Here is a 22,074-nt window from a genome sequence, read left to right on the forward strand (position 1 = left end):
GGTCTCTTTTTAATTCAATGGTTTGAAGGTGACAGACTTCACATCATACCCCCCCGTATCCTCAAAGAAGCGCATCACATGAATTCCTTTGGTGAGGTATACAGTTGCCGTTACGTACTGCCGTTTGTGATAGTCTGTTGTATTAGGGACTTTCACGATACCAGATACATCCAGCCCGTCAAATTCCAGGTGAAACTTCTTGTCATTATTAGGACTTCCCATCAAAGTTGCTGCTGTATAGAAACCTGTTTCCTTTACATCCACTGTATAGTTCATCCATTCACCGTCTTCAGTCCAGCCTACCTGGTAACCACCACTTTCATTCTTCGAGAAGTCGATGTCCACACCTTCTCCCGGTCTCCATTTACCGCCGTTATTGCCGGTATTATTATCATGGTATCCGATACCTTCTCCACCTGCATCATAATCTTCGAGATTGATCACACCGGGTATAGGCAATGGCCTGCCGATGGGAGTAAACTTCAGGAAGCGCAGGTCAAAATTGGCAAAGTCATAGAAAAGTTTGAGCAGGTGGTTGCCTGCCGAAAGTTGCACTGTGGTAGTTACATCACGAAAAGTACTGTAAGCACCCGTTGCAGGCGTAAAGATTGCACTACCATGTACAATAATACCATCCAGTTCAAGGTGTACGCGACCATTATCATTAGGACTACCATAACGGAGAGTCATGTTATAACTACCGGTTTCTGTAACTTGTACTGTATACAACATCCATTCGTTGGTTTCTGTCCAGCCCACTTTCATACCACCCTCTTCTGAGTTAGCAATATCTACAGATTCAGCAGGGCGGTATTGTCCGCCGTAATTAGCGCTGGAGAAATCCAGGTAGGCTACTCTGTTACCCCCACGATTAAACTGTTCAAGTCCAATGACACCCGGGATGAAGAAAGCATCGCTATTCCAGGGAGAAGAGTAGGTAGGGTTCATACGCGGAATGAATTCATCGAAGCCAAACATGTGATCCTTTTCCAGGATATTTACCACTCCATTGTTGGTAATAATATCTATTGCCATTGTAGTGGCATTGCTCCAACGGTCTATATAGATCACTTCTTTTGTATCGCTGTAGGTGATTACACCCGGACCTCCTTTTACATGTCCTTCCGCATCTGTACGATTGAGTTTACCATGCATCGTATATCCGTATCGTACATCCGGTAGATTTAGTCCGTCCTGCAATAGCATACTATCTGCCATCACTTTACCACGTACAATGTAACGGCATACCAGGGAATCCAGTTGTTCGTAGGGTACTGTGCTAATATTCATCAGCGCCCGGCCCTGAATGGTTCTCAGCGTATTCATATTGTCAATAGCCTGTTTGAAGCTTGCATCAGAAGGCGCGAAAACTGTATAGGCACCCGATTTCAGACTATCTGATAATTGTACGCGATCTACTGCCAGCAGGAAAGAATCATATTGTTGCTGTTCTTTCAGGAAATCGTAGGTATTACCATCATACTTTTTCAGTTGGTTCTGGTAATCATAATATCCCTGATCTTTTTTACATCCTGCATAGAACAACATCATTGCCAGCAGTGTAAGACTTATCATTTTTATCATTGCCAGTAAGGGTTTTGTGTGATCAATGGATTTTGTGTGATGATCTCATCTGCCACCGGCCAGTAGATACCACCGCTTGCAATCAGCTGCATAAAGGCCGGATCGTTTTGTTTGATCTTATTATATCTGATAAGATCGAACCAGCGCCAGCCCTCTCCCATCAGCTCTTTGCGGCGCTCACGGAAAATAGCATCAATGAGGTCGCCCTCTCTAACGGGATCAAATCGTTTGATCTTTCTCAGATCCCTGATGGTATTGAGTAGATCAATAGCTCTTTGTTGCTGACCGATTACTGCCAGTGCTTCAGCCTGTAGAAGTGTTATATTTTCAAGACGGGTAATGATAATGGTACTGGAGTAAATCCTGAATGTTGGATCTGCGGTATTTCCATCCTGGATTACTTTCACTTTATTGAAGATGGGTACCTGGCTGTTGAAGTTCGCAAAGTATCTTGTAGAAGAAGGTGCTCCTGTTAGAGTATCCAGACTAAAGCGTTCGTCCAGTGGCTGATCGAATACAGAGAGGATGGTATCTTTTGGTACATAGATATCTGGTAGTGCTTTATTAATCACCGGCTTTGCCAGGGTCATTTCTTCCAGGTGGCCGGAAAAGGTAGCATCCACATGGCCCCAGTCAAAGTTGAAAGCCAGAATATGGTTGTCCTGTTTCCAATGAAAGAAACCTCCTGATCTTACCAGGTCTTCTGTGCTGAGATAATAACTTCCTGCTTTAGAATAATTATCGAGAACAAACTGTCCGTATACGGAAGCATCTACATATTTACCCTGCCATGCAGCCACGTGGGCAAGAATAGCATAGGCAGTGAGTTTGCGGGCCAGCACGCCAGCCCACCTGGAGCTGCTTTCATTATAATAGCTCCCGGATTGCTGAGGATCATCCACACTATATTTATAAGGCAGGTCTGCCGCAGATTGCACCAGTTCTTTCTCTATAAAAGCCAGTACTATCTGTTTATCCTCACGCGGTTTATCTTCAAATTCTCCATCGTGTGAAGAGGTAATCAACGGTACATCTCCCCATACACATACCATAAAGAAATAGGCATATGCCCGCATAAACCGCATCTGCGCAATATCTACCCGCATGTTTTGTTCGGAGTATTTGGGATCTCGTTCTTTCACCTCACCTACATGTTCCAGGAACATATTAGCAGCATTGATCACTGCGTAGAAGCGGCGCCAGTTAGACAATGACTGTAACAATGGATAGGAAGCACGCAGATCTCCCCGGATAATTGCTTTCATATCCTGGCGTTGCAATGCTGTGAAATCACCTTCACGCAATTCTCCATACATCCACCAGGCATTATTATCTGCCATTGCAGCACGCATTAATCCGTATACGCTAATAAGGGCGGTACGTGTATCATCATGAGTGTTCCAGAAGTTCTCCTCTGACACTGCATGAGAGGAATTGATATCCAGCAGTTTTTTACAGCTGGTAAACATGATGAGTATAAAGATCAGTAGGTGCTTCATTATAAATCCATTTTTAACCCGATAGTATATGTTTTGGGCATTGGTAATCCGTAGCCTGTATCAAAGCCGTTATAGTCCGTCAGTTCCGGATCACCTCCTGTGTATGGCGTGATGGTAAAGAGATTGCTGGCGGTAATATATACAGCGAGTTTAGTGACGGTTCCTTTCTTCTTCCACCATTTGGCTTGTGTAAGATCATATTGCATGGAGAGGTTACGCAGTTTCAGGAAAGACCCATTTTCCAGGAAGAGATCCTGATCTGTGCGGTAAGCATCTACTGTACTCCAGGGATTATACACGGGATATTTATCATAGTTACCTGCTTTACTCCAGAAGGTTATTTCCTTTACTGCACTCATATCTATTTTGCCTTCCCTGTTGATAAAATCAAAATGGTTAGCCATTTCCGCATTCATGATTTTGCGACCGAGTGCGTAATAAAAGGAGAGTTCTAATGAAAAGCCCTTCCAATAGAAATCGTTGGAAAACCCACCGGATATTACGGGCAACACATGTCCTTTCAGTTCTTTATCCTTATCATCAATTATATTATCTCCATTAAGATCTTTCCACCTGGGATCACCTGCAATAAGAGGAATACCTTTGTAGTTCAGTTTTTTTCCTGTGGTATGATCCACGGGGATATCTGAATCCCTGTTATAGATGCCATTATTCTGCAATACCCAGTATTGGTCTATGGCATGGCCCACTTTCAATAGTTTGGAGCCATTAGCTACTACCAGCTCCTGCAAGCCACCGGGTAATTCCAATAAAGTATTGCGGTTGTAGTTAATGTTAATACCCGGAATCCATTGCAGTTTATTTTCCCGTGGTAACACAGATGCCTGTACGGAGAGATCAACACCCTGATTGCGTACCTTCAGCCCGTTCTTGTATTGGGTAGTGTATCCATACTCAGCGGAGAAGGGCACTCCCAGTATCATGTTATTATCTGTTTTATTGTATACATCCAGCGATACATTCACTTTGTTTTGCAGGAAAGCAGCATCCAGACCCAGATCCAGCTGGTCTGTATAAGGCCAGGTGATACCATAGCCAATATATCCGGATGAGTAGGCACGGCTGATACCGGGAAAACCGTTGTAAGAAAAGCGAACGGGGTTGTTGCTGAATGAAAGGTCGGACATGTATTGTGGCCCTTCCCCAAACCGGTCGTCTGGCATCAGTCTGCCTACTCTTCCCCAGCTTGCGTGCAGGCGCATGCTATTGATATTTTTATAGTCCTGCAGCCAGGTGTTTTTAAGGTTTAATCCGGCAGTAAATGTGGGTGAATACATCCACCAGTTGTCCGGTTGTGCGCTGGAGGAACCGTCTGCGCGCATCAGAACAGAGAAGTCCAGCTGGTCGTTATATTTATATGCCATTCTTCCATAAAAAGATAATAAGCGATGCCGCTGTTTATCCAGGAATGAAAAGATGAGTCCATGATTGAATGACTTAGGGGACAGGTAATTGTCTTTTGTATTATCGGAGTTCAAAAGGTTTATGCGGATCAGGTCGTTCGGGCCTTTGTAAGCATAGGCATAAGAATAGCGGTTGTAATCCGACTGGAACATCTCTCCTGCTTCTATTGTGAGGTCGTGTTTTGCTTTCCATTTGTGATGAAAAGTCAGTGTGTTATTGAAATAAACGCGCTGGTTATATCCGAAATAATTGGAGAGATAATTCACTGTTTCCAGGAGGGTACTGGGGTAGAACAGATCACGTATGCCTTCATTATAATCAAATCCGAAATTAGATGTAATGCGCCAGTTGTTCGCAAAGTCCAGGTTCAGTTTGAAGTAGCCATTTACTTCGTTCGTTTTATTATCATCGAATGATTTTGTGAATTCATTCAGATACTGCCCATAGTATAATTTATTTGGTGGCAGCGGGTTGCTGAGATCCGGCAGATATTGCATTTCAGCAAAGCGATCGCGCAGCCAGGTATTACGTCTACGTTCCAGGCGGGTAGCGTTGATCATAGAAGACACCATAAGGCCCTGCAGTGGCATCATATTAATTTCAAACATTGCGTTATAGCGATCCATACGGGTATTATCAGCTGAATTGGAAGAGCGCTGATTGCCCGCGGCAAACATGAAGTTTGCGCGATCGGTGCCGCTCGACAGACTTGCATTTACACCGTAAACAGGCTTGTTTTTATAGTAGAGGTCTGTCCAGTTGGAAGGACCATAATAAGCAGAATTGGTAGAATCTCGCAGATAAAGCGGATATGTTTGTTGCTGTTCTACAGTTGCATATTTATTGTAGAATTGCTGGCGGAAATCATTCTCAAACTTTGCGTTCGTGGTATAGATATGAGGACGTTGTACTATTCCGAAATACGTATTAAAGGTGATTCTGCGCCGGCCGCTAACAGGAGCTTTGGTAGTGATGAGAATCACGCCCCCATTGGCAGCACGCGGACCATAGATGGCAGCCCGGCCGAAATCTTTTACTACTTCTATTGTGGCTATATTGTTCAGATCAATTGCTGACAGCAGGTTGGATGCGGGACCAAGATGGTTGTAATCATATAGCTGCACATCGAAGGTAAAGGGATGGTCCATGATCAATGGAATACCATCCAGGATGACGGTAGGCTGTGCCTCAGAAACGTTTTTGCCGCTGATAAAAGGAATAGCATTACCACGAAGGAAAATGCCGGATACGCTTCCTGGTTCCCCGCTGGACTCCTGGATATTTACACCCGCAGCATTTCCTTTCAACAGTTGTTGCAAAGAAGCATAGGGATAGATGTCTTCCCTTTGTAGCGATATAGAATCTGCTTTTGGAACGACAACTATTACAGGTGCCGGAAGAGTGGTATCCTGTCCACCTTTGCCCAATCCGGGTATCGCAAGACACAGCAGTGCCAGGCACGAGATAACGATCCGTACAAATGAACGCATAAGTGAAATATTTTAAATAGGGATTACACGAGTGCCCGCAAGCACCAGTAATCGATTACACCCGATAAATAGAGAAATTGAAATAACGCCGCCCGTGCTTTGACCAGGAGTAAAAATCCAATAACGTGAAATATGAAAGACTACGGAATTGCGGTTATAAAACGATTTAGCGTATATTTTTCATCAAAGAGTAAATGTATTTAGGTTAAGAAATAAATTGTTTTAGTTTTTGCTGTTGATGCTTTGTGGAAGTTACCGGTTAATCGTTCGCCTTTAGGTTTCTGCTACAATAATTTTGATTGATAAGATTCTTCATTTACCATTTGAGGGCCAATAACGGGAACACTTGTCGAATCAAATATAGTGACCTGTGGCATAACTTTTTTGCCATTTTTCTTTTATAAAAGACATTCCCAAATTGGCATAATTTTAAATATTGGCTTGTTCACCTATTCTGCATAACACTGATATTTAAGTAATTAAATCAATCAAATATCATTTAATAATTATACAATAATGATAATCTAAAGGGAAAGAAGAAGGTATAATGATTAAAGTCTGTTTTTATATTAGCGGTAGTTTAACCGAAGGGACACTATAAGACAGTGTTTGATAAAACTATCTGTTATTTTAACTTAATTTGTTTCAACCATGATCACGTTATTGTAAGCAGCGCATAAATTTGAAAACGTAAGCGTATAAGTGTGTCATTCTCTATTGCAGGAATGTTGCAGCCTAATTACACCCATTATGAACAATTGAATCAACCGTGCCTTAAACACTTTAAATCGTACGCCCTATGGCCAAAGCCGATATGCTTAGCAGGCTAATAAACACACTTACGAAAGCAGAGAAAAGATACTTTCGTTTATACACGGCATTACAGCAGGGCAACAAAGATTACGTAAACCTGTTTAACCTGATGGAAAGGCAGGAATTCAAAAACACTGCTGCTGTGAAAGAAGCATTCCTCCTCCAACATGCGGGCAGCAGTTACGAAGTATGCAGTAAATACCTTTATAAAATATTACTGGACTGCCTCCTGCATTTGCGCCTGCAGCGGGATGAAACGGCCATCATCACTGCTGGCATTCTGAAGTCAGATATTCTTTTTGAGAGATCATTACATGAAGAGGCATTTAAACAATTACAGAAAGTGCAAAATCAGGCAACAGAAAGAGAAAACAACGTTTTACTGTTATGGGCAAAACAACAGGAAATCCAGCTCTTAAATCAGCTTAATTTTCCAGATCTCACAGAAGCTGCACTACTGCATAAGCAATCAAATATCTATACCACAATACAACAGCTCCGGCATTATCATCAGCATACATCCCTTTATGAAATACTCAGGCACCGCTTGCTATTTCAGGGTATGGCCAGAACTGCCCGGCACCAGGAAGCACTCGATGAATTAGTAGTTGAAGAGGCAAAACTGGCTGCTGAAACAGCTCCTGCTATTCGTAAAGTACACCTGCTGTTCCAGGCACATTATTCCCTGATTACGGGCGACTATACCGCTGCGCTGCAATTATTTCATGATCTGGAAACCTTGCTTGAAACACATACTTACCTCTTTGATGATACTCCTGCGGATCACCTGCTGGTGATAGAAGGAATTCTTGATAGCCTGCGTGCGGCAAAACGCTATAAGGAATTACATTCCTTCCTGGATAAAGTACGCCGTTTTAAAAATGATGGGGCCTACTTTGAAGTAATGATACAGCGGTTACTCTTCATTTATGAACTGGGCATTTATATCGATAGTGGCAATTTTTCTGCGGCACTAATATTACAAAAACAATATGCTGCTATCTTACAGAAAAATATGTACTTGCTGGATATTGGGAAACAGGCAGAAATTTATCTTTACCAGGCACTGGTATATCTTGGCAATGAGGATATCAATCATGCACATAACTGTATTGAACAGGTATTACAACAAAGTAATCTTTACAGTGCACTGCCTGTTTACCGTACCTTCCGGCTCGTACATCTGCTCATCCAGTATGAACTGGGCAACTACGAATATATCCGTTATGAAACTCGCGCTTTCCGGAGGCACCTGCAACCGGATAGTAAACGCTCATACCTGCTGGAAAGAACGGTGATTAAATTCCTGAGTGGTGGAGAAGTACCGGCTGTTACAGCTATCCGGTTAACATTATGGAAGAAGATCAGCGCCAGTTTTGATAAGATCAGAATAGATAAGTACGAACGTCAGCAGCTGAAACTCTTTGACTTTTCTGCGTGGATAGAGGCTAAGTTGAAAAAGAAACCGCTGGGAGAGATTTTGAAAGAGAAGTTTGAAAGGGAGTTATAAGTGATGTATGAGCGGGAGTTATGAGTGGAAGTTATGAGTGGGAGCTATGATTGTGGAAGTTATGAGTGGGAGTCCGTAGATTGTTAATGATCAATAAATACACTGCATCTGCCTGTTTAGTTTTTTAATTGGGCTTGGGAATAAGATTTTAGATTAGATCTTTATTTTACTTCACCTAAACATCACGGCAGATAAGGTGTATTTATTGATCATTAACAATCGCGGATACGTTACCATTCTGTTAGCCCCAAAGTAAATACTATGTGCTTGTTGCATGCTTATATCTGAACTCCGATGCTGCTATCCCTGCATGTTTCCTGAAGAATCGGCAGAAATAAGATTGATCTGCAAAGTGCAGATTACTTGCGATTTGCGTAATCGTTTCTCCTGTTTGTAACAACTGAGATTTTGCTTCTGTAATCAACTGTTCGTATATGAAACTACTTGCGGGCCTTCCCGTAAATTCCTTGACAGTATCATTAAGATATTGCGGTGTTACATATAGCATGTTAGCATATTCAGCTACTGGTTTTTTATCCAGGAAATGTTTCTCTACCAGCTTCTTGAAGTTCACTACCAATTGATACCTGCGTGGGATATCTATGGCAGCTTTATCCATCTTATGCTGATAAAGTTTCTCTACTTCCAGGATCAGTACATTCAGATAAAGGCGTACCAGCAGATCATCATTTACTGAACGACGGTTGTTATATTCCAGTGCTATCTTTTTAAAAAGCGTAGCCATAATATCTGCTTCTGTTACCGATAATTGCAGATATGGTAATTTATCCGGCTGAAAGAAGGGATAGAAATGCAGTCGTATCTGGTTACGTAAACACAACAGGAAATAATCTGCATCAAAGATCACATGAAAGCCTTTGATATCTTTGCTCCAATGTTCTATTGCATGCAGCTGGTTCTCCGGAATAAAGTAAATCGTATTCGGCTTAAATTCATATTGCCGGAAACCAATAGTTTCTACAGCGGTACCTGCTGTAATTAATACAACTGTAAAGAAGTTTCTTCTGCCTGCCGGCAATGACATATCTTTTAAGGAAGTACGCAATTTCTCCAGGTATGTTACCTCCAGGTAATTACTTTCCTGCTTTACTGGTTCCATACTGCAACTTTCATCCTGGTACAGATTACGGAGATCTCCAGGATTCTTTATATCGAGTGGTTGTTTATTCGCTCCTTTCAAAATCTTCCCTGTTTAACTGTTTACTGCACATAACCGCTGCCAGATGCCCCCCGGCAGCAGCAATAGATATCTGATGCAGACCGGGGTGAGAAAGGTCTCCCGCTGCCCATACTCCTGGTATTGTTGTCTGATAATACTCGTCAACTTTTACGGAACCTGCTTCTGTTAATTCACAACCTAACTGTACCGCTAATGCACTATTAAATGCCAGGCTCTCTACTTTCATGTAAGCGGCTGTTTTACTGATAGCGGTACCATTTGTAAAGGTGATAACAATCCCCTCTCCTGCTGCTGCTATTTTTTCAATTGGTGTATCTATAATAGTAATTCCTTTACTGTTGATATCTGCAAGTAAAGCCTCTCCACCATTTGTTAGGATGGTAAGATCTTTATTCAGGTGATAAATTAATATTGCCATCTCATAAGCTGCTTCTCCACTGGCAATCAATGCAACGGGCGTATCCTTGATTTCCCAGCCGTGGCAATAAGGACAATGAACGATCCTGCTTCCCCAAAGTTCTTTTGCGCCCTCTATAGGGGGCAGGATATCCTTTACACCGGTCGCAAGGATAATGCCACGGGCTGTTACCTGGGTACCGGAAGCCGTTTCCAGCAGGAAATGATCTTTTTGTTTAGAGGCGTTGATTACTTTATCATAACTGATCGCTACTGAAGGGTACGTTTTGATCTCCTCCCGGGCTATAGCCAATAATTCTGCGGGGGGCATGCCATCACGGGTAAAGAAGTTATGTGCATGTGCCGCAGGCTTATTCCGGGGTTCCTGTGTATCAAATACGATGGTTCGTCTTACCGAACGACCTGATGTTTGTGCTGCTGCGAGCCCTGCCGATGAACCTCCTATTATCGCTATGTCGTAATGTTCCATGATATTTATATTAGCACAATTTACAGATCACTTATTTAACCTGCTTAGTTTAATATTGCCCTGCAACATCAATAAGCAGGACTATCTGCACAAAAGTACGCCTATCTCCTGCAATGACTATGGGCCGGATTACAGGAAATTAGGTACAAATCACAGTATTAATAAGAAATAGAGAGAAAGTGCTTCAGGAGAAACTTTATGACAAAACTGACCTGACACGAAAGAAATTGTACAAAAAGAGTGATTAAGGAGAAACTTTATAACAAAATTGGCCTGACACGAAAGAAATTGTACAAAAAGAGTGATTAAGGAGAAACTTTATAACAAAATTGGCGGGCCGGAAGAAATTGCACTAAAGAAGAGAGTTTCAGGAGAAACTTTATAACCAGTATGGTTCTTACCTGCCAGACAGGGCGGCAGAATAGTGCATTCAGCAAATTTCATAACTGGTAATAATTTGATATTCAACAGATTAAAAGTATTTCTGAGACCAGTTTTTAAAGCACTAATTTTACAATTTAGCCTGGATGTATAACCCACTTTGTGAACATGGAAATATATGTCAACGATTACTTATCAGTTATCGCCCTTTCTGCAACAACAGACGACTACATTGATCACTCTGCCTGACAGCTATGATCAAATCAGGCTACCTTTTGATAATACAAATATTACTTACAGCAGTGGCTCCTGGGGAGTGATGATCAATCAGTGTGCAGATATAGAAGGGCATATCTACGAAGAACAATATTTTGAACCACTGGAAGATATGGAGGTATCCATCATTATTTCCAAGCCTTTACTCGCTCTTCATTGTATGCTGAACGGTAATATAAAAATAAAACAGGCATGTGGTGATGATATTGATCTGAAAGAAGGAAAGCAGTGTTTACATTATATACCTTCTACCGGGAGTTGTTACATGATATTACTGGCGGGAGAAAAATACCATTATTTTTATATCATACCTGACATACATTTTCTTGAGGGGTTTGCCAATGATTATATCCCTTTGCAATTATCCATTCAAGCTATAAATACCCACTCTCCTGTTCATCAGATGTTGCCAGTGAAACGATTAAGTATAGCAGAGCATAGTGAGCTGAGTAAGATGAAAACCTGTTTGCTCAGGGGGAATGCGCGTATTGCATATTATAACAACCGGATCTCCGACATTATTCTTCTTTACCTTGAACAATTAGATCTGCCTGTTTCAAGGGATTTATTCCTCGTAGATTTATATGAAAAAGAGATTAATGCATTACTGATAAGAATTGAAACATCTCCCGAAGAACTATTTCCTGTTGCAGCACTGGCATATCAGATCGGTGTAAGTGAACATACCCTCGAAACTGCGTTTAAGCTAAAGCGTGGTACTACTCTATTATTATATGTACAACAACAACGTTTAAACGTTGCAAAACAATTGCTGAGCGGAACAGACGAAACTATAGCTGGCGTGGCTTTCAAAGTAGGGTATGCTGATCAGTCTTATTTTTCAAAACTGTTCAAAAGAGAAACAGGCAGCACTCCATCTGACTATAGAAAAGACAATACTTCGCCCTTTTAGGACAAAAGGGAAAACCAAACAGTGAAAATAAATCTCCATTGCCCTAATGTATTAGTGCTACTACAACGATCTTTACTCTTTTAACTCTTACAGATGCTGTTTTAAATCGGCAACCAAACTAAATGTTTGACAAAACTAAAGGCGTCCCTATGACGTTTAAACTTCCCCCTTTGTTGGAACAGGAAGTAGAAACTACCGATAATGTGCCGTTAAGGTACCGGAAACTACAATTACCATTTACGGATACATTGGTTGAATATACCAGTGGATCCTGCGGCACATTCATTCATCAGCAGGCAGTAATCGGCGATCATCTGTATGTTGAACAATACTTCGAACCCTCTGAAGATATAGAGTTACATATCTCTGTTACCAAACCAATACTTGTTCTCTATGGAATGGTCATTGGTAACATGCTTCTAAAATATCCGGATGGAAGAATTTTCTCCCTGGCAAAAAGAAGAGCACTACATTATATTCCTGCAAACTTCAATTATACGGCTACAATCATCGCCGGACAAAAATACCATTCCATTTACCTGGTACCAGCTGTTTCATTATTGAATGAACTTGCTGTTAACTATCCGCAATTAGCGGAGCCATTATCACTTTTGAGTAGTAAAAGTTCCATTCACCAGGTATTACCATACAGAAAATTCAATGGAGATGCCCGCAAGGAACTGGATAAAATGAAAACCTGGGCTTCTTCCGGACAAGCCAACCCAATTTATTACAACAACCGCATCAGCGATTTTATCATCAGCTACCTGGAAGACATTCATAAGGACAACAGGATCGGCTCCTCTCTTGCCCGGCTGGTAGATAACCTGATACTGCAAATAGATCAACACCCGGAAAAGCCAATAAACGTAAACCGGCAGGCGCAGCAGATAGGTTTAACTGCGCGTGCACTGGAAAATGCTTTTAAAACACGAAAAGGTACTACCGTAATTATATATGTACAGCAACAGCGGTTATTGAGAGCAAAACAGCTCATAGCCAGTACTAATACCCCTATTGCAGAAATAGCACTCGAAGTAGGCTATACCGATCATTCCTACTTTTCCAGGATTTTTAAGCGCGCTACAGGTAAAACTCCTAATGAATATAGGAGAAATGCTCATTAATGACCGCAGCAGTTAGGACAAAAGGAATCTTTCTTCTGCAAAAATCATGAGCATTTGTCATACTGTTTTAAGCGGGCTATTCCGATCTTTAACCGATATTGAAAGGTCAGCCCGTTTTAGAGTTACCATTAGCCCAATAATTGTTTGTTTGCCCGCTTAATAGTGCATTATGTATCCAGATCCAGATTCTAATCCTCTTTTGCAGTTTAAATCTACTACTACACTTCCTTTTATTTGGCAGCAGCATCTGTTACCCAATAGTAAGCCAACATTACACACTGCCTCTTTTTGTAAGATATTAGTGCAGGAGTTGTACCTGGGTAATCGTCTTTTATGGTATTTTATTCTGAATGTGAGTAAAGATGATCTGCTTATCAGGTTAGTTTTACCGCAAGGGCTGTATCAATTGCTGCTTTATAATATCCAGAATACAGGGGAAATGATCTTCCTGCACCAGGATACCGGAATGGGCATCAATGAAAAAGATTATTGTTACCTGGGAGGTGGATTTCGTGAAAGAGACCTGCGGGTGCTTGTAAGTAAGGGTTGTTACCAAACGGTTATCTTTCCTTTTTCCTTTCTGCAGATTTCGGGGATGAAAAGAGCTGAAACATTTGCCTTTATTGAGAAATACCTCATAGCAATGGGTATTCCTCTTGTTAACTAAATAAAGTACGTATGCCAATATTAATAAGGATTTCCGAGAAGCTGGAGGCTGTCGTAACACATGTTATACCAAAACGTTATCGCAAATTAATGTTAAACCTCCCTTCTACAGAAGGAATATATGTAAGTGGTGTATGGGGAATGATGATTCATCAGCAGGTACCCATAGAAAACCACTTATACAGCGAACAACATGTTATTCCACTGGTGGATATGGAACTGCATTTTTTCACTACCGAGCCAACAATTATAATGCAGATCATTCTCTCGGACGAGATGCAATTCACTTATCCCGATGGAGGTACCAGTCAGCAGGGGCGAAGAATTGGCATGCAATATATGTTACCTGATAAGCCCTATAAAGTGACGCTGCATGCTGGTCAGCAATATCACACCGCTTATATAAAACTTTCCCGGCAGTTATTGGAAGGATTGCATGATACGTTTCCATTGCTGCTCAAACTCTTAAATACATCTACCTCACTTATGCTGCCTTTTGAACGCTTTAGTGCTACTATGCGTACAGAACTGGAAAAAATGAAAACCTCCGTTCTCGGAGGACAGGCACTCACTCATTATTCCAATAATCGCATTAGTGATATTGTGATCAACTATCTTGAAAATGTACACCGGAAAGGTAAAGTGTCACTGTATGATATGGAAGTAGGTCAGTTAATCTCCCGTGTGGATGAGAACCCGGAAGATACTTTTAATGTGGGTGAACAGGCGCAACTTATGGGATTAACGGAGCGTTCACTGGAAACTGCATTCAAACATAAAATGGGCACTACCATACAGTTGTATGTACAGAAACAGCGAATTATCAAAGCGAAACTATTACTGCTGGCATCTACTGGTTCTATTGCGGATATTGCGCTGGAGGTGGGTTATTCGGATCCATCTTATTTTAACAGGGTGTTTAAACAGGCTACAGGAATTTCGCCGGGAAAGTACAGGAGCGACGGACAGAGTTAGGAGAACTTTATTTTGTCCCATAACTTATTCATGACTACCTGCTGAATCACCTGCTCTCTGTAATTCCTGCTTATGGGGATTCTGTAAGACTGTATAAAGATCTCATTGCCTTCAATACCTTCTATTTTATCTATAGAAACGATGTATGATTTATGTACTCTGATGAACGATTTATTGTCTAAGTTCTCTTCCATATTTTTCAGATAAAGCAGTGTTATATACTTGCCTTTCCGCGTATAGATGTTGATGTAGTTCTGCATTCCTTCTACATACAGTATATCATCAAACTGGATCTTTTCATATTTACTCCCACATTTTATAAAGCAATGGTCGCTCGGTTTTGTGATGAGCTGGTAATAGTCTTTCGCTTTGCTGGCAGATTTTACGAACCTATCGAATGTAACCGGCTTTAAAAGGTAGTCGAGTACATTTAGCTGAAAACCTTCCAGTGCATAACTGGGAAAAGCGGTGGTGATGATCACCATTGGCGGATTCTTCACTATTTTAAGGAAGTCGATCCCGTTCATTTTCGGCATCTGGATATCCAGGAAAATGAGGTCTACCTGGTGTTGATCCAACAGTTTGATGAGTTCCACCGGGTTTTCACAGGTAGCTACAAGATGCAGGAAGTCGACCTCTTTTACATAACTGGCTATGCCTTCCCTGGCCAGTGGTTCATCATCTACGATTACACAGTTGATCATATTTTTTGTGTTACAAGTTCTGAAAGATGTAATTGCAGTTTTACTTCAAAGCTGTTGTTATTATTCTGTATATCCAGGTTATACTGTCCGGGGTAAATGAGGTCCAGTCTTCGTTGTACATTTTTCAGCCCGATCCCTCCATAATGGATTAAATCGCCGGATTTACTATCCGTACTACTGTTGGATATAAAAAAAGACAGTTCCTGCTGATCCAGTTGCAGATTAATCCTGATCCAATTCGGTTGGTTTGTATGTTTGGAAACATGTTTAAAGGCATTTTCAACGAAGGTCATCAGTATAAAAGGTGCTATGCCCAGATGCCCGGTGTTTAATTGCTCTACCTCCAAAGTCACTTCCACATTATCATTTTGCCGGAGTTTTTCCAGTTCAATTGTATTCTCCATATAGGTGATTTCCTGGCTTAACCGGATCTGCGTATCATTACATTCGTACAACTGATATCGCAGGAGATCGGAGAATTTAGCCAGTGAAGCGGAGGCTTTATCAGGATTTTTATGGATCAGGAAAAAGATAGAGTTGATGGTATTAAAAAGGAAATGAGGATTAAACTGGTACTTCAGGAAGTTCAGTTCTGTTTCCAGTTTTTCCTTTTCCAGCAGTTGTTGTCTTCGTTGTGTTTGTAACCAGTTCTTCGCTAACTTAATACTCATTCCCAGTGTAATACTGGCCACTGTGGAAGACAATGGGCTTCCTATAAATAAGTGATAAAAACTGCAGGATTCCTTTCCATACATATCCGCCAATGATTTTCCGGATAAAAAAGCGCCCAGATAATATCCGCAAACGATAATGGAAGCCGTACATAATATGGTGATGATCAGGTAGGTAATGTAAACTGCAAACCTGCTTTTTTCCAGGTACTTCGGGATCAGGAAATACAGGTTGAAATAGACGGCCAGTGTTTCAAAGATGACGTAAAATGCAAACTTTGCAGCAAAGGGAGTAAAGAAGATAGCCCAGGCTGCTTCCAATGGGCCATTGATTGAAACAGCCCACCAGAGATAATTGTACAGGAACCAGAAAGGAATGTGGTACAATTTATATTTGAAGAACCAATGTGTTCTTGGCCTGCTATACTCCATTTATAAAATATTTTAACGCCTCTCCCTGAAGGTAGATAAATTTCCATTTCCCTATTTGAATCTGCTCAGATAATTGACGAGATGCATTTATGCATACATGAAAGGTATTATTGACCATTTGCATTTCGTCAATTATTTACTACAGGTCGTCATTCCGGTTTTTCAAATTCCTCCTGTACACATTCCTTTGTTGCATGAGAATCTTATTACTTTTCCTTTGCCTTTCGCAAAATACCTTCGGTCAGGTTTCCGGAAAGCTTATTACAGCTGCCGGTCAGCCAATTCCATTTGCCAATGTACTTCTGCTCAAAGACAGTACGATCGTAAAAGCTACTTTAACGGATGAAAATGGGTTATATCATATGGATGGTATAACACCGGGAAAGTATAACCTCCGGTTCAGCAGCATTGGCTACCAGATTTTAAATTCCCCTTTATTCGAACTGGGAGATTCCGGTGTTTATACCCTGCAGGAAGATCCAAAGTTATTAGGTGAGATCGTTGTAAAGGCAGAGAAACCATTATTCCAGCAGCAGCCCGATGGGATGATCGTAAATGTAGAAAACAGCATTCTTACAAAAGGGAGTTCCGCATTGGCTGTTTTAGAGCGATCGCCAGGGGTGGTGATAGATGCTCATAATTATAATATTTCCTTAAATGGGAAAAGTGGCGTGATGGTAATGTTGAATGGTAAACTCATGCGGATGTCGGCAGAGCAGGTGCTTACTTTGTTAAACAGCATGTCTGCAGATAACATTGAAAAGATAGAACTACTCACAACACCTCCGGCAAAATACGATGCAGAAGGAAATGCAGGTATGATCAATATTGTAATAAAGAAAAACAAGCAGGCCGGAACGAATGGATCGTTATCCTTGTCTGCCGGGTATGGTAAAGGAGAAAAGGGTTCCGGCAGCATCAACATTGCCCGCAACACGGGTAAAATAGATCTGTATGGTGCTTACTCCTTCACACATGACAGGAGTTATAGCGGCTTCGCCGGACAAGGTGTACAGAATACTCCCGCAACGGGGGCATTAATGGTATTCGATTTCCTGAATTTGGGTAAATATGTTTCTAATAATCACAATGCAACCATTGGCATTGATGCTACATTAAATCCCCGGATAACTATTGGTGGCAGTATTAATTACAGTAATACACATAATGATAGTGAAATTGCTAACCTTGGATATTACACCTTTGAATCGGATTCGCTGCTGCAAATGAATGCAGATATAAAAGGGGTTGACCGATGGAGGAACCTGACAACATCTGCCTACATAAAAGGGAAACAGTTCAACGTTGATATCGACTATCTCAACTACAATAATTACAATCCTACTAATGTACTAAGTATGTTCTTTGATAAAAAAGGTAACAATACGGGAGCAGTGTTTCCCAACCATCATAAAGGTACCGCGAATACATCTATACAGGTGGGCGTAATTAAACTTGATTATGTAAAACAGTTAAGTTCTGCTGTGAAACTTGAAACAGGTGTAAAAGCGGCTTATACGGGCAGTACGAGTGTTTCCCGGATAGAGAGCCTGGAAGATAGTGAATGGGTCAGTAATGCTTCTAATGATATCAAAATGACGGAAACTATTGGGGCTTTGTATACTTCCATTAACGTAAAGGGTTTGTCTATCGGAGCCAGGTACGAATATTCCCATACTCATATGAATAATGACATTGACCGGAAACTGGGAAAGCTGTTTCCCAACATTTCCTATTCCAAAAAACCGAATGAAAAATCGGAATTGCAATTATCTTATACCAAAAGAATCAGCAGACCTTCTTATAATGACCTGGCATCTTATATATCTTACAACGATCCATTTTCCGTTTTTGCCGGAAACCCATTATTACAACCAACAATCACTAATAACCTGAAACTAGGTTATAATTATCGCACCTATTCATTTTCAGTATTACTCAGCACAGACGATAATCCTATTGTACAATCGCAACTGGCTAAGGGGCCCGACAAAAACGTTTCTTATATCATCCCTATGAATGTTAGCTGGCAGCGTAATTTAACCTTTCAAAGCAGCCTTCCTTTCAAAATTAATGACTGGTGGGATATGACCTATAGTCTTGAAGGCGGATGGAGACAATTTAAAATAGATTATACGCCGCAGCCCGTTGAAAAAACCTATTTCAGTTATTCCCTGAACTTCAGCGAGTCGTTTAAATTACCTAAGAAGTTCTTCCTGGAACTATCAGGGTGGTACAGTTCTGCGGGTTATTATGGAACGATAAAAACAGATAGCCGGGGCGTGATGAATGCAGGAATCAAAAAAGGAAATTTTCAATTAGCAGTATCCGATATTCTAAGAACATCGCACTTTGATACTTATTACGGACATCTTACGCAAGAGGTTTATTCGGGGAAGAATCATGTAAGAGTTAACCCGGAATCCAGCTTCTTTCCTATTATAAAGCTCACCTATTCCAGGACCATTGGTGGTGTGGGTAAGGTGAGGCAGAAACGGGAGGGAGCAAAGGATGAGAGGGAAAGGATCAGAAATTAAGTATTTCAAATTAGTGGGATAGGGTTACCTGTTCTGGTAACCCTATTTCTCCTTTAATACGAACTTCATCAATCTGCCACTTGAAACATACTTAATGTTAAATCCCATTTCATAGAAATAATCATCCATTCCTCTTCCTAAAAATCTACTGGGGGTTACAGCATTTCCTTTATCATCAATAACAGGTACCTGCACAACAATATCCATATAGGCTGGCCCCTCTCCAATGATCTTGTATTGTCCTTTAAAGGCCTTCTTCTCCACATATTCCTCAATCCTATCTGAGATCCGACGGTTGTTCACTCTGTCTGTTATCAGTACCTTGCTGGCTTTGTCAATTTCGAACTGCATATTTGCCTGCCTGCCTTCTTTTAATACCTTATTATATGAATAATCCAGCTGCTTCAGGAATTGCTCAAAAGCTTCCTGCGCATCGATCTTTAAAGTATTACTAACTGCCTTTTCAAGACTGGGGAACTCTCGTCGTTGGGACGACAAAACAGCATCTGCATACACAGCGCTGGTATATTTATCTACAGCTTTTAAGGATAATTGCACCTGCCGGTCCGGAGAGTCTCCAGTTCCCAGCCAATGGATAGATGTTTCAATAAAAACGTCTACCGGTGCAGCTTCAATGCAAAGCCTTATCCAGTCGCTTTTAGATTCTTCTTTGGTGGGGTCCCTATTACGGGCGATTCTTTCTTCATTTGTCTTAAAGTCCAGCGTATTCTTATATCCACTATTAATCAATGCATTATTTACTTCTGTAATTGCAGATTTATAGGCATTATCAGTTTCTACTTTTGATAATATACTTGCAACTCCCGAAGTATCGGGCATCACCATCAGGCTTAGTTGTGAACGATCCTGTGCCTGGGTAGTGGCAGCAAAAAAAATGAAAATCAGTATAATACTTCTCATACTACAGCAGATTAAAGAAATACAATGCGTATGTTTTTACTTTCTTTCTCTTCCACCATTCTCTTTCCGCCTTTCACCACTTTACATTTTGATGTTTGGGCACGTACTTCAATCACCTCAAGTTCAGCAATAGGTTCTTCATCCCGAATCTGCCTGCCGTCTTTTTCTATCTGTGTTATCAGGACTGTTTTCAGTTTACATCCTTTCCTCATAGCAATATTCTCCCCTCCTTCTATCAATATATTCTCAGCTCCATTTCTTTTATCCTCATCCATTACTCTTAAAAAAGGTAAATACATTCCGAAAGTATTGCGAATCCAGCCATTAACACGACCAATAGATTCTTCTATAGCCTCAAACATTTTTCCTTTAATACTTCCTTTATCTGTCTCTGACAAAGTTTCAAATACTGTTTCTGTTAGTACAACTTTTTCTTCACTGCCACTTCTTCTTTGCCTGATTACTGGAATCATATTTCTAAGGCCATTGGCAATCTCTGCACTAACATTTGTGTAATCCTCACTATTCCCCGTAAATGATTGCGCAGCGATACTCTTTCCTGTTAACACATCTATACATTTCACTTCATAATCTACCCTGGCGATATATTGTTTTTTCTCCTGATAAATTTCCGCATTTTTCACTGTCCCGAAAATCAGGATCTGCGCACCTAAACTCTTTCCCTCATCAATGATCTTACTTTCCATGAAGGCCTTCCCCTTCTGTCGCCTTATTTCTTCCTGCACCAGTTTCCATTTTTCAATCTCTAATAAAGTGAATCTCTTTGTCTGTATCATTATCCTCGCAACAGCAGCGTAAATATCTTTTGCCGCTATTGAATCCTGAAAACTATTAGCTGCAAACGGGACAATACCCGCCACTTTAGTATCATTTAAATCCTGGGCATTCAGTACCTGGGAGAAAAACAGAAAGGCCAATGGCAACAATTTTCTCATAATGTTTGATTTTGGAGTTAATAAATTTATAGACAAACCGGTGTGGTGGGTTCTGCTTTTATCTTACTTAGTAATTCCCCAAAGCCCTGTTCTATAAGCGTTTCTTTTGAACCATTTGCGATCAGGGTCATTTTTTGCTCATAAATACGATCAGTACAAGGGTTTGCGTCATCTCCTTTATAAACCTTTAATGCTAATTTTACTTTGTAATTAGTATAATGCCGGGTGCCCATTACCCCTTCTTCAATCACAGATGCAGATAAGTCTCCAATAACAGAATTCCCTGCCACCAGGCCCGGAGCATTTCCTATGGCGACTTTATATCCTCTTTTTTTATAGAAAGCAGCTAATGAATCAGAGAATACATCGTTCCTTTCATTATCAATCCTCATAATTACCTTAACGTCTGTATTCAATACATTACGGAGTGGTTCTTTAGGTATTGAAGGGGATTCTTTTACAATAGTGACTTTACGATCTGAGTGATTTATAATGGTAGTAGGGTGCTGAGAAAAATCAGCATTAACAGAATGATACTCATTACCCTGGGTTTTATCCTTTGATGTAAATATTACTGCAACAATACATACTATCACTATCAAAATGGATATAATGCCAATAATCCATCGTTGCTTATTTGGCGACATGGCTGCTATCCATGAGATTTTCCTCAGACTTTTTTTGCCTGTGAGGAATATTATTGCAGGAAGTAAAACAGCAAAGAGTCCCAATAATTCAAGGAATTGCTTGAAAGGCAAAGACATATTGTTTTGATTTATATAGTAGGTCTTGCGCGGATGTGAGGTTAAATATATTGAGGTCCCCCACTATACAATAGTGAGCCTGACAAATATAATGATTAGACTTTCACGAATAGTTAATGTGGTGTTAATGAGGGTTTTATTAAGATTAATTAAATATCGGAATGATCTTCTTATTTAGAACTTCTTTGTGGTAAAAAGTAGACATTTCTTTGTAGTACGAAGCGCGCTTCATTTTTTTAGTGGGGCATAATCGAGTAGGAAGTGAGGGATTATTTCCCTCACTGTCCTCTCACACCACCGTACGTGCCGTTCGGCATACGGCGGTTTGTTAGAATAATTTCAT

16 protein-coding genes are annotated in these 22,074 nt (G+C 40.8%); 6 read left to right on the forward strand and 10 right to left on the reverse strand.

Translation table 11 applies throughout. The annotated features are described in order from the left end of the window. Positions 1-9 precede the first annotated feature (9 nt). Genes BM176_RS20095 through BM176_RS20105 form a run of 3 tightly spaced genes read right to left on the reverse strand, consistent with a single transcriptional unit; the run spans position 10 to position 5,998 of the window. The gene (locus BM176_RS20095) at positions 10-1,584 is read right to left on the reverse strand and encodes a carbohydrate-binding protein (RefSeq protein WP_090106080.1); all 1,575 of its coding nucleotides are present in this window, start codon (positions 1,582-1,584) and stop codon (positions 10-12) included. Continuing rightward, positions 1,581-3,083 (reverse strand): RagB/SusD family nutrient uptake outer membrane protein, encoded by a 1,503-nt coding sequence (locus BM176_RS20100; protein WP_090106081.1) that lies wholly within the window; start codon positions 3,081-3,083, stop codon positions 1,581-1,583. Before BM176_RS20100 ends, BM176_RS20095 begins: the two co-directional genes overlap by 4 nt. Beyond that, positions 3,083-5,998, reverse strand: coding sequence for a SusC/RagA family TonB-linked outer membrane protein (locus tag BM176_RS20105; protein WP_090106082.1), 2,916 nt, complete (start codon positions 5,996-5,998; stop codon positions 3,083-3,085). The genes BM176_RS20100 and BM176_RS20105 overlap by 1 nt, the downstream gene beginning before the upstream one ends. A gap of 799 nt (positions 5,999-6,797) precedes the next feature. Between BM176_RS20105 and BM176_RS20110 the strand changes: the two genes are divergently transcribed. After that, positions 6,798-8,321: a hypothetical protein gene (locus BM176_RS20110; RefSeq protein ID WP_090106083.1), complete on the forward strand. Its 1,524-nt coding sequence runs from the start codon at positions 6,798-6,800 to the stop codon at positions 8,319-8,321. Between the two features lie 259 nt (positions 8,322-8,580). Here the strand turns inward: BM176_RS20110 and BM176_RS20115 are convergent, their stop codons facing one another. Both BM176_RS20115 and BM176_RS20120 read right to left on the reverse strand, forming a co-directional pair. Next, the gene (locus BM176_RS20115; RefSeq protein WP_090106084.1) at positions 8,581-9,522 is read right to left on the reverse strand and encodes a helix-turn-helix transcriptional regulator; all 942 of its coding nucleotides are present in this window, start codon (positions 9,520-9,522) and stop codon (positions 8,581-8,583) included. Continuing rightward, positions 9,506-10,408 (reverse strand): NAD(P)/FAD-dependent oxidoreductase, encoded by a 903-nt coding sequence (locus BM176_RS20120; RefSeq protein ID WP_090106085.1) that lies wholly within the window; start codon positions 10,406-10,408, stop codon positions 9,506-9,508. The genes BM176_RS20115 and BM176_RS20120 overlap by 17 nt, the downstream gene beginning before the upstream one ends. Before the next feature lie 559 nt (positions 10,409-10,967). Here BM176_RS20120 and BM176_RS20125 point away from each other — a divergent pair. The 4 genes from BM176_RS20125 (at position 10,968) to BM176_RS20140 (ending at position 14,746) form a co-directional block, all read left to right on the forward strand. Further along, on the forward strand, positions 10,968-11,978 hold the full coding sequence (locus tag BM176_RS20125) for a helix-turn-helix domain-containing protein (RefSeq protein WP_090106086.1): 1,011 nt from the start codon (positions 10,968-10,970) through the stop codon (positions 11,976-11,978). A 149-nt stretch (positions 11,979-12,127) separates the two neighbouring features. Continuing rightward, a complete protein-coding gene (locus tag BM176_RS20130) occupies positions 12,128-13,105 on the forward strand; it encodes a helix-turn-helix domain-containing protein (RefSeq protein WP_177230464.1) in 978 nt (325 codons plus the stop codon). A 169-nt stretch (positions 13,106-13,274) separates the two neighbouring features. Continuing rightward, complete coding sequence (locus BM176_RS20135; protein ID WP_090106088.1) at positions 13,275-13,772, forward strand: hypothetical protein; 498 nt, start codon at positions 13,275-13,277, stop codon at positions 13,770-13,772. 11 nt (positions 13,773-13,783) lie between these two features. Then, on the forward strand, positions 13,784-14,746 hold the full coding sequence (locus tag BM176_RS20140; RefSeq protein ID WP_090106089.1) for a helix-turn-helix transcriptional regulator: 963 nt from the start codon (positions 13,784-13,786) through the stop codon (positions 14,744-14,746). On the opposite strand, the gene BM176_RS20145 is transcribed toward BM176_RS20140, so the two are convergent. Together BM176_RS20145 and BM176_RS20150 are read right to left on the reverse strand one after the other, a co-directional pair. Beyond that, positions 14,743-15,450, reverse strand: coding sequence for a LytR/AlgR family response regulator transcription factor (locus BM176_RS20145; protein WP_090106090.1), 708 nt, complete (start codon positions 15,448-15,450; stop codon positions 14,743-14,745). The two genes, BM176_RS20140 and BM176_RS20145, sit on opposite strands and share 4 nt — an antisense overlap. Further along, complete coding sequence (locus BM176_RS20150; protein WP_090106091.1) at positions 15,447-16,553, reverse strand: sensor histidine kinase; 1,107 nt, start codon at positions 16,551-16,553, stop codon at positions 15,447-15,449. Before BM176_RS20150 ends, BM176_RS20145 begins: the two co-directional genes overlap by 4 nt. Before the next feature lie 194 nt (positions 16,554-16,747). Here BM176_RS20150 and BM176_RS20155 point away from each other — a divergent pair, with 194 nt between their 5' ends. Next, positions 16,748-19,090 carry an outer membrane beta-barrel family protein gene (locus tag BM176_RS20155; RefSeq protein WP_090106092.1) on the forward strand — a complete coding sequence of 781 codons (2,343 nt, stop codon included), beginning with the start codon at positions 16,748-16,750 and terminating at the stop codon, positions 19,088-19,090. Between the two features lie 42 nt (positions 19,091-19,132). Here BM176_RS20155 and BM176_RS20160 read toward each other — a convergent pair whose 3' ends face one another. Genes BM176_RS20160 through BM176_RS20170 form a run of 3 tightly spaced genes read right to left on the reverse strand, consistent with a single transcriptional unit; the run spans position 19,133 to position 21,731 of the window. Continuing rightward, complete coding sequence (locus BM176_RS20160) at positions 19,133-20,011, reverse strand: DUF6175 family protein (protein ID WP_090106093.1); 879 nt, start codon at positions 20,009-20,011, stop codon at positions 19,133-19,135. Between the two features lie 11 nt (positions 20,012-20,022). Next, a complete protein-coding gene (locus BM176_RS20165) occupies positions 20,023-20,967 on the reverse strand; it encodes a hypothetical protein (protein ID WP_090106094.1) in 945 nt (314 codons plus the stop codon). A gap of 26 nt (positions 20,968-20,993) precedes the next feature. Then, positions 20,994-21,731, reverse strand: coding sequence for a hypothetical protein (locus BM176_RS20170; protein ID WP_090106095.1), 738 nt, complete (start codon positions 21,729-21,731; stop codon positions 20,994-20,996). Positions 21,732-22,074 lie beyond the last annotated feature (343 nt).

It is taken from the genome of Chitinophaga sp. CF118 (assembly GCF_900112615.1).
GTDB lineage: Bacteria > Bacteroidota > Bacteroidia > Chitinophagales > Chitinophagaceae > Chitinophaga.